We start from the raw sequence: 13,910 nt of genomic DNA on the forward strand, positions 1-13,910 counted from the left end.
ATGAGCATTATCCAGACCGACCGTTTCGCCCTCAGCGAAACCGAGCGCTCGGCCATCGAGCACGAGATGCACCACTACGAGGACCCGCGCGCGGCGTCCATCGAAGCCCTGAAGATCGTCCAGAAGGAGCGCGGCTGGGTGCCTGACGGCGCCGCCGATGCCATTGGCGAAATCCTCGGCATCCCCGCCAGCGACGTCGAAGGTGTAGCCACCTTCTATAGTCAGATTTTCCGCCAGCCGGTGGGCCGCCACATCATCCGTGTGTGCGACAGCATGACCTGCTACGTCGGCGGCCATGAGTCCGTGCTCGGCAGCATCCAGCAGAACCTCGGCATCGGCCTCGGCCAGACCACCGCCGACAACCGCTTCACGCTGCTGCCGGTGTGCTGCCTGGGCAACTGCGACAAGGCCCCGGCCCTGATGATCGACGATGATACCTTCGGCAATGTCAGCGCCGATGGCGTCGCGCAACTGCTGGAGGCCTATCAATGAAGACCCTCACCTCCGTCGGCCCGGCCAACCGCATTCAGCGCAGCGCCGAGACGCACCCGCTGACCTGGCGCCTGCGTGACGACGCGCAGCCCATCTGGCTCGAGGAATACCAGCAGAAGAACGGCTACGCGGCCGCACGCAAGGCCCTGGGCGAAATGGCCCAGGCCGACATCGTGCAGACCGTCAAGGACTCCGGCCTCAAAGGCCGCGGCGGTGCGGGCTTCCCCACCGGCGTGAAATGGGGCCTGATGCCCGCCGACGAATCCATGAACATCCGCTACCTGCTGTGCAACGCGGACGAAATGGAACCCAACACCTGGAAGGACCGCATGCTGATGGAACAGCTGCCCCACCTGCTGGTGGAGGGCATGCTGATCAGCGCCCGCGCGCTCAAGGCCTATCGCGGCTACATCTTCCTGCGCGGCGAATACGTCGACGCGGCGCGCAACCTCAATCGCGCCATCGACGAGGCCAAGGCCGCCGGCCTGCTGGGCAAGAACATCCTCGGCAGCGGCTTCGACTTCGAGCTGTTCGTCCACACCGGTGCCGGCCGCTACATCTGCGGTGAAGAAACCGCCCTGATCAACTCGCTGGAAGGCCGCCGCGCCAACCCGCGCTCCAAGCCGCCCTTCCCCGCCGCTGTCGGCGTCTGGGGCAAGCCCACCTGCGTCAACAACGTCGAGACCCTGTGCAACGTGCCGGCGATCGTCGCCAACGGCGTGGACTGGTACAAGGGCCTCGCCCGCCCCGGCAGCGAAGACATGGGCACCAAGCTCATGGGCTTCTCCGGCAAGGTGAAGAACCCCGGCCTGTGGGAGCTGCCCTTCGGTGTCCCCGCCCGCGAACTCTTCGAAGACTATGCCGGCGGCATGCGTGACGGCTTCAAACTGAAAGCCTGGCAGCCCGGCGGCGCCGGTACCGGCTTCCTGCTCCCCGAACACCTGGATGCGCCCATGTACGCCGCCGGTATCGCCAAGGTCGGCACCCGTATGGGCACCGGTCTCGCGCTCGCCGTAGACGACAGCATCAACATGGTCTCGCTGCTGCGCAACATGGAAGAGTTCTTCGCCCGCGAGTCCTGCGGCTGGTGCACCCCCTGCCGCGACGGCCTGCCCTGGAGCGTCAAGGTCCTGCGCGCCCTCGAGCGCGGTGAAGGCCAACGCGGTGACCTGGAAACCCTCGAAGGGCTGGTCAACTTCCTCGGCCCAGGCAAGACCTTCTGCGCCCACGCACCGGGCGCCGTCGAGCCGCTGGGTAGCGCGATGAAGTATTTCCGTCCGGAGTTCGAGGCAGGCATCGCCGAGAACGCACCGGCGATCCGACCCGAACCGGTCGGCGCATAAGAGCCAGTTCCGCCGGTTGGCGGCCGCCACAAGCGGCCCCGACCGCAACCTGATTCCATTAGCCACGCCCGGTCAAACGGGCAGATGAAGACTGAACCATGGCCACTATCCACGTAGACGGCAAGACGCTCGAAGTCGATGGTGCAGACAACCTCCTGCAGGCCTGTCTGTCCCTCGGACTCGACATCCCCTACTTCTGCTGGCACCCGGCGCTCGGTAGCGTCGGCGCCTGCCGCCAGTGTGCGGTCAAGCAGTACACCGACGAAAACGACAAGCGCGGCCGCCTGGTCATGTCCTGCATGACCCCCGCCACCGACAACTCCTGGATTTCCATCGACGACGAAGAGGCCAAGCAATTCCGCGCCAGCGTCGTCGAGTGGCTGATGACCAACCACCCGCACGACTGCCCCGTGTGCGAGGAAGGCGGCCACTGCCACCTGCAGGACATGACGGTGATGACCGGCCACAACGAGCGCCGGTACCGCTTCACCAAGCGCACCCACCAGAACCAGCAGCTCGGCCCGTTCATTTCCCATGAAATGAACCGCTGCATCGCCTGCTACCGCTGCGTGCGCTACTACAAGGACTACGCCGGCGGCACCGACCTCGGCGTCTACGGCGCCCACGACAACGTCTACTTCGGACGTGTCGAGGACGGCACCCTCGAGAGCGAATTCTCCGGCAACCTGGTCGAGGTCTGCCCGACCGGCGTGTTCACCGACAAGACCCACTCCGAGCGCTACAACCGCAAGTGGGACATGCAGTTCGCCCCAAGCATCTGCCACGGCTGCTCCAGCGGCTGCAACATCAGCCCCGGTGAGCGCTATGGCGAAATCCGCCGTATCGAGAACCGCTTCAACGGCTCGGTGAACCAGTACTTCCTTTGCGACCGCGGCCGTTTCGGCTACGGCTACGTCAACCGTGAAGACCGCCCGCGCCAACCGCTGTTCGGCAGCCAGAAGCTCGGCCTCGATGCCGCCCTGGACAAGGCCGCCGAACTGCTCAAGGGCAAGCGCGTGATCGGCATCGGCTCGCCCCGCGCCAGCCTGGAATCCAACTTCGCCCTGCGTGAACTGGTAGGCGAAGCCAACTACTACTCCGGCATCGCCGCGGGTGAGCTGGAAAACATCCGCCTGATCCGCGACATCCTGCAGAACGGCCCGCTGCCGGTACCGACCCTGCGCGACATCGAAAGCCACGATGCCGTGTTCGTCCTCGGCGAAGACCTGACCCAGACCGCCGCGCGCGTCGCCCTGGCCCTGCGCCAGTCGGTCAAGGGCAAGGCCACCGACATCGCCGCCTCGATGAAGATCCAGGACTGGCACATGGCGGCCGTACAGAACGTCGCCCAGGACGCGCTCAACCCGCTGTTCATCGCCAGCACCACCGAGACCCGCCTCGACGACGTCGCCACCCAGTGCGTGCACGCCGCCCCGGCTGACCTCGCCCGCATCGGCTTCGCCGTGGCCCACGCCATCGACCCGAGTGCACCGGCCGTTGAAGGCCTGGACAGCGAAGCCGCCGAGCTGGTCAAGGCCATCGCCGACGCCCTGGTCGCCGCCAAGCGCCCGCTGATCGTCTCCGGCGCGTCCCTGGGCGAAAAGGCCCTGATCGAGGCCGCCGCCAACATCGCCAGCGCGCTGAAGAACCGTGAGAAGAACGGCTCCATCAGCCTGGTGGTCCCGGAAGCCAACAGCATGGGCCTCGCCCTGCTCCTGGGTGAAAAGCTCGGTGGGAAATCCGTGGACGCCGCCCTGGAAGCCCTGACGGCCGGCCAGGCCGACGCCGTAGTGGTACTGGAGAACGACCTCTACCGCCGTGCCGACGCTGCCAAGGTCGACGCCGCCCTCGCCGCCGCCCAGGTGGTGATCGTCGCCGACCACCAGCAGACCGCCACCGTCGAGCGCGCCCACCTGGTGCTGCCGGTAGCCAGCTTCGCCGAAGGCGACGGCACCCTGGTCAGCCAGGAAGGCCGCGCCCAGCGCTTCTTCCAGGTCTACGACCCGACCTATTACGACGCCAACATCCTCGTGCGCGAGGGCTGGCGCTGGCTGCACGCCCTGCACAGCACCCTGCAGGACAAGTCCGTCGACTGGACCCAGCTCGACCAGGTCACCGCCGCCGTCGCCGACAGCAGCAGCCTGCTGGCCTCGATCCGTGACGCCGCGCCCAGCGCCTCGTTCCGCATCAAGGGCCTGAAGCTGGCCCGCGAACCGCACCGCTACAGCGGCCGCACCGCCATGCGCGCCAACATCAGCGTGCACGAGCCGCGCCAGCCGCAGGACAAGGACTCGCCCTTCGCCTTCTCCATGGAAGGCTATGCCGGCAGCGCCGAACCCCGTCAGCAGATTCCGTTCGCCTGGTCCCCGGGCTGGAACTCGCCCCAGGCCTGGAACAAGTTCCAGGACGAAGTCGGCGGTCACCTGCGTGCCGGCGACCCGGGCGTACGCCTGATCGAAGCCAAGGGCGCCACCCTGCCCTGGTTCGCCGTCGCCGCTCCGTTCAACCCGGCCCAGGGCACCTGGCAGGTGGTTCCCTTCCACCACCTGTTCGGCAGCGAGGAAAACTCCTCCCGTGCCGCGCCGATCCAGGAGCGCATGCCAGAGCCCTACGTGGCCCTGGCCAAGTCCGAGGCGGATCGCCTGGGCGTGAACGACGGCGCCATGCTGGCTCTGCGGGTCAAGGGCCAGGCCCTGCGCCTGCCGCTGCAGGTCCGTGAAGAACTGGCCGCCGGCCTGGTGGGCCTGCCCGCCGGCCTGCCGGGTATCCCGGGTGCCATCGCTGGCGCCACCGTGACCCTGCTGCAGGAGGCCGCGCAATGAGCTGGCTCACTCCCGAGGTGATCGACGTCATCATCGCGGTGGTCAAGGCCATCGTCATCCTGCTCGCCGTGGTCGTCTGCGGCGCCCTGCTCAGCTTCGTCGAACGACGCCTGCTGGGCTGGTGGCAGGATCGCTACGGCCCCAACCGCGTCGGCCCGTTCGGCATGTTCCAGATCGCCGCCGACATGCTGAAGATGTTCTTCAAGGAAGACTGGACCCCGCCCTTCGCCGACAAGGTGATCTTCACCCTGGCGCCGGTGATCGCCATGAGCGCCCTGCTCATCGCCTTCGCCGTGGTCCCGATCACCCCCACCTGGGGTGTGGCGGACCTGAACATCGGCATCCTGTTCTTCTTCGCCATGGCCGGTATCACCGTGTACGCGGTGCTCTTCGCCGGCTGGTCGAGCAACAACAAGTTCGCCCTGCTCGGCAGCCTGCGTGCCTCGGCCCAGACCGTCTCCTACGAGGTGTTCCTGGCCCTGTCGCTGATGGGCATCGTCGCCCAGGTCGGCTCGTTCAACATGCGCGACATCGTCGAATACCAGGCCCAGCACCTGTGGTTCATCATTCCGCAGTTCTTCGGCTTCTGTACCTTCTTCATCGCCGGCGTCGCCGTGACCCACCGTCACCCGTTCGACCAGCCGGAAGCGGAACAGGAACTGGCCGACGGCTACCACATCGAATACGCCGGCATGAAATGGGGCATGTTCTTCGTCGGCGAGTACATCGGCATCGTGCTGGTGTCCGCGCTGCTGGTGACCCTGTTCTTCGGCGGCTGGCACGGCCCCTTCGGCATCCTGCCGCAGATCCCGTTCATCTGGTTCGCCCTGAAGACCGCCTTCTTCATCATGCTGTTCATCCTGCTCCGCGCGTCGATCCCACGTCCGCGCTATGACCAGGTGATGGCCTTCAGTTGGAAGTTCTGCCTCCCGCTGACCCTGATCAACCTGCTGGTGACCGGCGCCGTCGTGCTGGCCACGGCCCAGTAAGGAGAAAGACCATGATCAAGTACATCTACGACGTGGTGGTCGGCACCTTCACCCAGCTGCGCAGCCTGGTGATGGTGTTCTCCCACGGCTTCCGCAAGCGTGACACCCTGCAATACCCCGAAGAACCCGTGTACCTGCCGCCGCGCTACCGTGGCCGCATCGTGCTGACCCGTGACCCCGACGGCGAAGAGCGCTGCGTAGCCTGCAACCTGTGCGCCGTGGCCTGCCCGGTCGGCTGCATCTCGCTGCAGAAGGCCGAGACCGACGACGGTCGCTGGTACCCCGAGTTCTTCCGGATCAACTTCTCCCGCTGCATCTTCTGCGGCCTGTGCGAAGAAGCCTGCCCCACCACCGCGATCCAGCTGACCCCGGATTTCGAGATGGGCGAGTACAAGCGCCAGGACCTGGTCTACGAGAAGGAAGACCTGCTGATTTCCGGCCCCGGCAAGAACCCCGATTACAACTTCTATCGCGTGGCCGGCATGGCCATTGCCGGCAAGCCGAAAGGCGCCGCGCAGAACGAAGCCGAGCCGATCAACGTGAAGAGCCTGCTGCCCTAAGGAGACGTGCGTGGAATTCGCTTTCTATTTCGCCGCAGGCGTCGCTGTTGTTTCCACCCTGCGGGTGGTCACCAACACCAACCCGGTGCATGCGCTGCTCTACCTCATCATTTCCCTGCTGGCCGTCTCGATGTGCTTCTTCGCACTTGGGGCACCCTTCGCCGGCGCCCTGGAAATCATCGTCTACGCCGGCGCCATCATGGTGCTGTTCGTCTTCGTGGTGATGATGCTCAACCTTGGCCCAGCCATCGTCGAGCAGGAGCGCAAGTGGCTCAAGCCCGGCATCTGGGTCGGCCCTTCGGCGCTGTCCCTGGCCCTGCTGGCCGAACTGCTCTATGTGCTGTTCAGCCAGAGCAGCGGCGCCACCATCGGCCAGACCACGGTAGACGCCAAGGCAGTGGGTATCAGCCTGTTCGGCCCTTACCTGCTGGCCGTCGAACTCGCCTCCATGCTGCTCCTGGCAGCCCTGGTCGCGGCCTACCACCTCGGCCGCCACGAAGCGAAGGAGTAACGCCATGCTGCAAGCAATCCCCCTGGAACATGGCCTCGCCGTCGCCGGCATGCTGTTCGGCCTCGGGCTGGTCGGCCTGATGGTGCGCCGCAACATCCTCTTCGTGCTGATGAGCCTTGAAGTGATGATGAACGCCGCCGCCCTGGCCTTCGTCGTCGCCGGTGCCCGCTGGGCCCAGGCCGACGGCCAGATCATGTTCATTCTGGTGATCACCCTCGCAGCCGCCGAGGCCAGCATTGGCCTGGCCATCCTGCTGCAGCTGTATCGCCGCTTCCACACCCTCGATATCGACGCTGCCAGCGAGATGCGCGGATGAACCTTCTATTCCTGACTTTCCTCTTCCCGTTGCTCGGCTGGCTGATCCTGTCGTTCTCCCGCGGGCGCTTCTCCGAAAACACCTCCGCCGTGATCGGCGTGGGCTCCGTTGGCCTCTCGGCACTGACCACGGCCTGGATCATCTTCCAGTTCAACGTCGCCCCGCCGGAGGGTGGCATCTACACCCAGGTGCTCTGGCAGTGGATGAACGTCGACGGCTTCGCCCCCAGCTTCACCCTGTACCTGGACGGCCTATCGCTGACCATGCTGGGTGTGGTCACCGGCGTCGGCTTCCTGATCCACCTGTTCGCCTCCTGGTACATGCGTGGTGAGGAGGGCTACTCGCGCTTCTTCTCCTACACCAACCTGTTCATCACCAGCATGCTGTTCCTGGTGCTCGGCGATAACCTGCTGTTCCTGTACTTCGGCTGGGAAGGCGTGGGCCTCTGCTCCTACCTGCTGATCGGCTTCTATTACAGCAACCCGAACAACGGCAACGCCGCGCTCAAGGCCTTCATCGTCACCCGCATCGGCGACGTGTTCATGGCCATCGGCCTGTTCCTGCTGTTCATGCACCTGGGCACCCTGAACATCCAGGAGCTGATGGTGCTGGCCCCGCAGAAATACGTCGCCGGCGACGCCTGGCTGTGGATCGCCACCCTGATGCTGCTCGGCGGCGCCGTGGGCAAGTCCGCCCAGCTGCCGCTGCAGACCTGGCTGGCCGACGCCATGGCGGGCCCGACCCCGGTTTCCGCACTGATCCACGCGGCCACCATGGTCACCGCGGGCGTCTACCTGATCGCCCGTACCCACGGCCTGTTCCTGCTGACCCCCGAGATCCTCGAACTGGTCGGCATCGTCGGTGGCGTCACCCTGGTACTCGCCGGCTTCGCCGCGCTGGTGCAGACCGACATCAAGCGCATCCTCGCCTACTCCACCATGAGCCAGATCGGCTACATGTTCCTCGCCCTGGGCGTTGGCGCATGGGACGCGGCGATCTTCCACCTGATGACCCACGCCTTCTTCAAGGCCCTGCTGTTCCTCGCCTCCGGTGCGGTGATCAACGCCTGCCACCACGAGCAGAACATCTTCAAGATGGGCGGCCTGTGGAAGAAGCTGCCGCTGGCCTATGCCAGCTTCCTGGTCGGCGGCGCGGCCCTGGCTGCACTGCCCCTGGTCACCGCCGGCTTCTACTCCAAGGACGAGATCCTCTGGGAAGCCTTCGCCAGTGGTCACCAGTGGCTGCTCTACGCGGGCCTGGCCGGTGCCTTCCTGACCTCGATCTACACCTTCCGCCTGATCTTCATCGCCTTCCATGGCGAGGCCAAGACCGAAGCCCATGCGGGCCACGGCGTAGCCCACTGGCTGCCGCTGTCGGTGCTGATCGTGCTGTCCACCTTCATCGGCGCGCTGATCACCCCGCCGCTGGCTGGCGTCCTGCCGGAAAGCGTCGGCCACGCCGGTGGCGAAGCCCAGCACAGCCTGGAGATCGCCTCGGGTGCCATCGCCCTGGCGGGTATCCTCCTGGCCGCCCTGCTCTTCCTTGGCAAGCGCCGCTTCGTCAGCGCCGTCGCCCAGAGCGCCCCGGGCCGCTTCCTCGGCGCCTGGTGGTTCGCCGCCTGGGGCTTCGACTGGCTCTATGACAAGCTCTTCGTCAAGCCTTACCTGCTCATCACCCGCCTGCTCGGCCATGACCCGATCGATTCCGGCATCGGCCTGATCCCGCGCATCGTGCGGGGCGGCAACGGCCTGCTGAGCAGCAGCCAGACCGGCCAATTGCGCTGGTACGCAGTATCCCTGGTCGGCGGAGCCGTGCTCGTGCTCGGCGCCGTGTTGCTGACTTGAATCTTCTTAAGGAAACCAGCCCGTCATGATTCTGCCCTGGCTAATCCTGATCCCCTTCATCGGCGGCCTGCTGTGCTGGCAAGGTGAGCGCTTCGGCAACACCTTGCCGCGCTGGATCGCGCTGCTGACCATGTCCCTGCTGTTCGGCCTCGGCCTCTGGCTGTGGGCAACCGGTGACTTCACCCTGGCCCCCTCCCCTGAAGCCGGCCCCGTATGGGCGCACGAGTTCAAGGTGCAGTGGATCGAGCGTTTCGGCATCACCATCCACCTCGCGATGGATGGCCTGTCGGTGCTGATGGTCACCCTCACCGGCCTGCTCGGTGTGCTGTCCGTGCTCTGCTCCTGGAACGAGATCCAGAACCGCGTCGGCTTCTTCCACCTGAACCTGATGTGGATCCTGGGCGGCGTCGTCGGTGTGTTCCTCGCCGTCGACCTGTTCCTGTTCTTCTTCTTCTGGGAAATGATGCTGGTGCCGATGTACTTCCTCATCGCGCTCTGGGGTCACAGCGGCAGCAAGGGCAAGACCCGCATCACTGCCGCCACCAAGTTCTTCATCTTCACCCAGGCCAGCGGCCTGGTGATGCTGGTGGCCATCCTCAGCCTGGTGTTGATCAACTACAACAACACCGGCGTGATGACCTTCAACTACGCCGACCTGCTCAAGGTCCAGCTCACCCCGACCGCCGAATACCTGCTGATGCTCGGCTTCTTCATCGCCTTCGCGGTGAAGTTCCCGGTGGTGCCGTTCCACTCCTGGCTGCCCGACGCCCACGCCCAGGCCCCGACCGCGGGCTCCGTGGACCTCGCCGGCATCCTGCTGAAGACCGCCGCCTATGGCCTGATGCGCTTCGCCCTGCCGCTGTTCCCCCATGCATCGGCCGAGTTCGCGCCCATCGCCCACTGGCTCGGCGTGTTCGCCATCATCTACGGTGCCCTGCTGTCCTTCGCGCAGACCGACATCAAGCGCCTGGTGGCCTTCTCCAGCGTGTCGCACATGGGCTTCGTGCTCATCGCCATCTACTCCGGCAGCCAGATCGCCCTGCAGGGCGCGGTGGTGCAGATGATGGCCCACGGCCTTTCCGCCGCGGCGCTGTTCATCCTCTGCGGCCAGCTCTACGAGCGACTGCACACCCGTGACATGCGCGAGATGGGTGGCATCTGGAGCCGCATGCCCTACCTGCCGGCCATCAGCCTGTTCTTCGCCGCAGCGGCCCTCGGCCTGCCCGGCACCGGCAACTTCGTCGGCGAGTTCCTGATCCTGGTCGGCTCGTTCCAGAAGGCAACCTGGGTCACCGTGATCGCCGCAACCGGCCTGGTGTTCGGCTCGGTCTACTCGCTGATCATGATTCACCGCGCCTACTTCGGCCCGGCCAAGTCCGACACCCCGCTGCAGGCCCTCAAGCCCCGCGAGCTGATCATGGTGCTCGGCCTCGCCGTCCTGCTGATCCTCCTGGGCGTCTACCCGCAACCGGTGCTGGACACCTCCGCCGCTAGCATGCACGGCGTGCATCAGTGGCTGGATGCAGCCTTCACCCAACTCGCCTCGGCCCGGTAGCTGTTATGGAACATCACGCTGTGGAATTCACGACTCAACACCTGATCGCCCTGCTACCGCTGCTGGTGGCCTGCACCACCGTCGTCGTAGTGATGCTGGCCATCGCCTGGAAGCGCAACCACACCCTGACCTTCGGACTCTCGGTGGTCGGCCTCAACCTGGCACTGCTGGCGATCATCCCGGCCCTGGGCGTCACGCCCATCGAGGTCACCCCGCTCCTGAAGATCGACACCTTCGGCTGCTACTACATGGGCCTGGTGCTGGCCTCGACCCTCGCGTGCGTCACCCTGATCCACGCCTACCTGGGCGGCAACACCGGCCAGGGCTACCCGGGCAACCGCGAGGAAATGTACCTGCTGATCCTGCTGTCGGCCTGCGGCGGCCTGGTGCTGGTCACCGCGCAGCACATGGCCGGCCTGTTCATCGGCCTGGAGCTGCTCTCGGTGCCGGTCTACGGCATGGTCGCCTACGCCTTCTTCAACAAGCGTTCGCTGGAAGCCGGCATCAAGTACATGGTGCTCTCGGCCGCCGGCTCCGCCTTCCTGCTGTTCGGCATGGCGCTGCTCTACGCCGACGCCGGCACCCTGAGCTTCACCGGCATCGGCGCGAAGTTCTCCGCCGAAGGCGCGCAGAACATGCTGGTCCACCTCGGCATCGGCATGATGCTGATCGGCCTGGCGTTCAAGCTGTCCCTGGTGCCCTTCCACCTCTGGACCCCGGACGTGTACGAAGGCGCTCCGGCACCGGTCTCGGCCTTCCTGGCCACCGCCAGCAAGGTCGCCGTATTCGCCGTGCTGCTGCGCCTGTACCAGATCTCCCCGGCCACCGCCGGCGGCTGGTTGAACGACCTGCTGGGCGCCATCGCCATCGCTTCGATCCTGTTCGGCAACCTGCTCGCGCTGGTGCAGAACAACATCAAGCGCCTGCTGGGCTACTCCTCCATCGCCCACTTCGGCTACCTGCTGATCGCACTGATCGCCAGCAAGGGCATGGCCGTGGAAGCCATCGGCGTCTACCTCGCCACCTACGTGCTGACCAGCCTCGGCGCCTTTGGCGTGGTGACCCTGATGTCCACCCCGTACAACGGCCGTGACTGCGACGCCCTGTACGAATACCGCGGCCTGTTCTGGCGCCGTCCGTACCTGACCGCCGTGCTCACCGTGATGATGCTGTCGCTCGCCGGTATCCCGCTCACCGCAGGCTTCATCGGCAAGTTCTTCGTCATCGCCGCCGGTGTCGAGTCGGGCCTGTGGCTGCTGCTGGGCGTGATGGTCCTGGGCAGCGCCATCGGCGTCTTCTACTACCTGCGAGTGATGGTCACCCTGTTCCTGGTGGAGCCCAACCTGCGCCGCCACGACGCCGACCTGCACTGGGCGCAACGCGCCGGCGGCATCATGCTGCTGTTCGTCGCCCTGCTGGCGTTCTTCCTCGGCGTCTACCCGCAGCCGCTGCTGGACCTGGTGCAGCACTCCGGCCTGGTGGCCCTGGCTCACTGAAGCCAGCCGCTGCACTGAAAAACCCGGCCTAGGCCGGGTTTTTTCTTTTCCGGGAGCAGGCAGTGCGCGAGTGCTCCCCTCCCCCGCCGCAGCGGTCAGGGGTTCTTCTTCTCCAGCCAGGCGCCGTGGCCCAGCCAGGTCGCCGCGTTCTGGTCCAGCCACTGGCTTGCAGCCGCCGCACGGCGCAGGCGCGAATCGAGAAATGCCAAGGTCACTGCCTGCACATAAGCGGCTTGCCGAGGGTCGAAGTGCTCGCGTATGCCACCGCCGGTGCCAGGCTTGCGGCCGTCATGGCGACCGCCCGGGCCTTCACCGGGGCCACCTCGGCGTCCCTCACCACCGCCCTCATTGAAAGCCAGTGGCCGCGCCATGCCGCCACCCGGCCCGCCACGCTCGCCACCGTGCCCCGGCCCGCCCATCGGGCGTGGCAGTTCGCCCCCCAGCAACGCGTGATCGGCCTCGATCAGGGTCAGCAGGTAGCTGTCGTTCACCTGCAGCCCACGCCAGAGCACCTGGCGCTGCTGGGGCGAGGGAATCCAGCTGAAGGGGTCTTCGTCGCGCGGCCCGCTGACGCTCAGCACCGGCACGTCGATATGGGTGAAGCGATCGGTGTCGTAGCTGCTTTCCACATAGGGGCTGAGCAGGATCGCCGCCTTGGGCCTGAGGGCGGAAAGCCGCGCTTCGCCGTTGCCGTGCTCACCGACCAGCGCGGCGGCGGTCTGCGCCCCCAGATCGAAGCCGGCCACCATCCAGTTGTCCCAGTCCACCCCCGCCAGCGCGGGGTCGCCCGCCCGGCCGCGTTTCGCCGCCTCGGCCAGTGCCGCCTGGGCCAGGGTGATGCGCTGCCTGAGGGACGCCTGGGAGTAATTATCCTGGGCCAGCTTGCGGAAGGCCCCGGCCTGGGCGTCGCCACTGGAATACAGCGCGCGCCCCTGCTGCGGCATCTGGATCGACAGCACCGCGTAACCCGCCTCGGCCCAGGCGCGACGCCAGAGCTCGCCGGAACGGGCCGACTCTCCCAGCCCCGGCAGGTAGAGGATCAGCGGTGCCGCGCCATGTTCACCGGCCGGCGCCAGCCAGCTCACCTCAAGTGGCTGTTGGCCCAGCGTCCAGGTGGCATCCCAGCCCTGCACCGGCCCGGCTATCGGCACATAGCCGCCCTGGCGCGCCGCCTGGATGGCGGCCACCTGGTCCTGGGGCTTTTCCGGCGGGCTGGAACAGGCGCCCAGCGCAAGGGCGATGGCCAGGGGCAACGGCAGTAAGGAAAAACGTGAACGACGGGAACGGGAATTGGGCATGGCGATAGCCGAAAAGGACCAGGGAAGGGAGCCGGCATTATCGGCAGCGGGACCGGCGACATCGGTCAGTGCTCGGTAAAGACTGGGTAAACCCGCCGATACATGACGCCCGTCCTCGGCATAGAATCCTCCCTCCAGCAAGGATGCCGCCCATGCACGACACACCCTACCTGTTGTTCGACCCCCACTTCCTCGAGACCCCGGACGCGCTCTTCCAGCAGCTGATGGCCAGCGTCGAGTGGGATACACGGATGCGCGCCCGGCGCACCGCCAGCTACGGCGTGGCCTACAACTACTCGCAGATCGACTACCCCGCCACCCCGCTGCCGGACGTCCTCCAGCCCCTGTGCGAGCGGCTGCACCAGCGCTTGGGCTTCCGGCCCAACAACTGCCTGCTCAACCTCTATGACGACGGCCAGTCCTCCATGGGCTTCCATTCCGACGACTGCACCGGGCTGGCAGCGGACACCGGCGTCGCCATCCTCTCCCTGGGCAGCACCCGCCCCATCCACTTCCGCAACAAGGCCGACAGGAGCCATGAAGTCACCTGGGAGCTGGTACCGGGTTCGCTGCTGTACATGGACCAGGCCGTCCAGGCCCACTGGCTGCACGCCATTCCCAGGGTGGAAGCGGCCGGCCCGCGCATCAGCCTGACCTTCCGCCAGATCCTCAGCTGAGGGCCGC

At 66.3% G+C, this 13,910-nt stretch carries 12 protein-coding genes; 11 read left to right on the forward strand and 1 reads right to left on the reverse strand.

Annotated features, from left to right (window positions below; translation table 11 throughout):
• The 10 genes from nuoE (at position 1) to nuoN (ending at position 11,928) form a co-directional block, all read left to right on the forward strand.
• Positions 1 to 492, forward strand: coding sequence for an NADH-quinone oxidoreductase subunit NuoE (nuoE, locus tag ACXI0U_RS29490; protein ID WP_021219038.1), 492 nt, complete (start codon positions 1 to 3; stop codon positions 490 to 492).
• A complete protein-coding gene (gene nuoF, locus ACXI0U_RS29495) occupies positions 489 to 1,835 on the forward strand; it encodes an NADH-quinone oxidoreductase subunit NuoF (RefSeq protein ID WP_021219039.1) in 1,347 nt (448 codons plus the stop codon). The genes nuoE and nuoF overlap by 4 nt, the downstream gene beginning before the upstream one ends.
• A gap of 98 nt (positions 1,836 to 1,933) precedes the next feature.
• Positions 1,934 to 4,657, forward strand: a complete 2,724-nt coding sequence (gene nuoG / locus ACXI0U_RS29500) for an NADH-quinone oxidoreductase subunit NuoG (protein ID WP_479551240.1) — start codon at positions 1,934 to 1,936, stop codon at positions 4,655 to 4,657.
• Positions 4,654 to 5,646: an NADH-quinone oxidoreductase subunit NuoH gene (nuoH, locus tag ACXI0U_RS29505; protein WP_184490278.1), complete on the forward strand. Its 993-nt coding sequence runs from the start codon at positions 4,654 to 4,656 to the stop codon at positions 5,644 to 5,646. The genes nuoG and nuoH overlap by 4 nt, the downstream gene beginning before the upstream one ends.
• 11 nt (positions 5,647 to 5,657) lie before the next feature.
• Positions 5,658 to 6,206, forward strand: coding sequence for an NADH-quinone oxidoreductase subunit NuoI (gene nuoI / locus ACXI0U_RS29510; RefSeq protein ID WP_173174306.1), 549 nt, complete (start codon positions 5,658 to 5,660; stop codon positions 6,204 to 6,206).
• 10 nt (positions 6,207 to 6,216) lie between these two features.
• Positions 6,217 to 6,717 carry an NADH-quinone oxidoreductase subunit J gene (gene nuoJ, locus ACXI0U_RS29515; protein WP_021219043.1) on the forward strand — a complete coding sequence of 167 codons (501 nt, stop codon included), beginning with the start codon at positions 6,217 to 6,219 and terminating at the stop codon, positions 6,715 to 6,717.
• Positions 6,718 to 6,724: 7 nt separating this feature from the next.
• Positions 6,725 to 7,033 (forward strand): NADH-quinone oxidoreductase subunit NuoK, encoded by a 309-nt coding sequence (nuoK, locus tag ACXI0U_RS29520; RefSeq protein WP_031287559.1) that lies wholly within the window; start codon positions 6,725 to 6,727, stop codon positions 7,031 to 7,033.
• Positions 7,030 to 8,877, forward strand: a complete 1,848-nt coding sequence (nuoL, locus tag ACXI0U_RS29525) for an NADH-quinone oxidoreductase subunit L (RefSeq protein WP_479551241.1) — start codon at positions 7,030 to 7,032, stop codon at positions 8,875 to 8,877. The genes nuoK and nuoL overlap by 4 nt, the downstream gene beginning before the upstream one ends.
• A 25-nt stretch (positions 8,878 to 8,902) precedes the next feature.
• Entirely contained in the window at positions 8,903 to 10,432 is a 1,530-nt protein-coding gene (nuoM, locus tag ACXI0U_RS29530; RefSeq protein WP_043241691.1) for an NADH-quinone oxidoreductase subunit M, read from the forward strand.
• Positions 10,433 to 10,452: 20 nt separating this feature from the next.
• A complete protein-coding gene (gene nuoN, locus ACXI0U_RS29535; protein ID WP_479551242.1) occupies positions 10,453 to 11,928 on the forward strand; it encodes an NADH-quinone oxidoreductase subunit NuoN in 1,476 nt (491 codons plus the stop codon).
• A 95-nt stretch (positions 11,929 to 12,023) separates the two neighbouring features.
• Here the strand turns inward: nuoN and ACXI0U_RS29540 are convergent, their stop codons facing one another.
• Complete coding sequence (locus tag ACXI0U_RS29540; protein WP_479551243.1) at positions 12,024 to 13,226, reverse strand: alpha/beta hydrolase family protein; 1,203 nt, start codon at positions 13,224 to 13,226, stop codon at positions 12,024 to 12,026.
• A 152-nt stretch (positions 13,227 to 13,378) separates the two neighbouring features.
• On the opposite strand from ACXI0U_RS29540, the gene ACXI0U_RS29545 reads away from it, so the two are divergent.
• A complete protein-coding gene (locus tag ACXI0U_RS29545; protein ID WP_479551244.1) occupies positions 13,379 to 13,903 on the forward strand; it encodes an alpha-ketoglutarate-dependent dioxygenase AlkB family protein in 525 nt (174 codons plus the stop codon).
• The last annotated feature ends 7 nt before the right edge of the window (positions 13,904 to 13,910 follow it).

The organism is Pseudomonas sp. C9D1 (assembly GCF_056491235.1).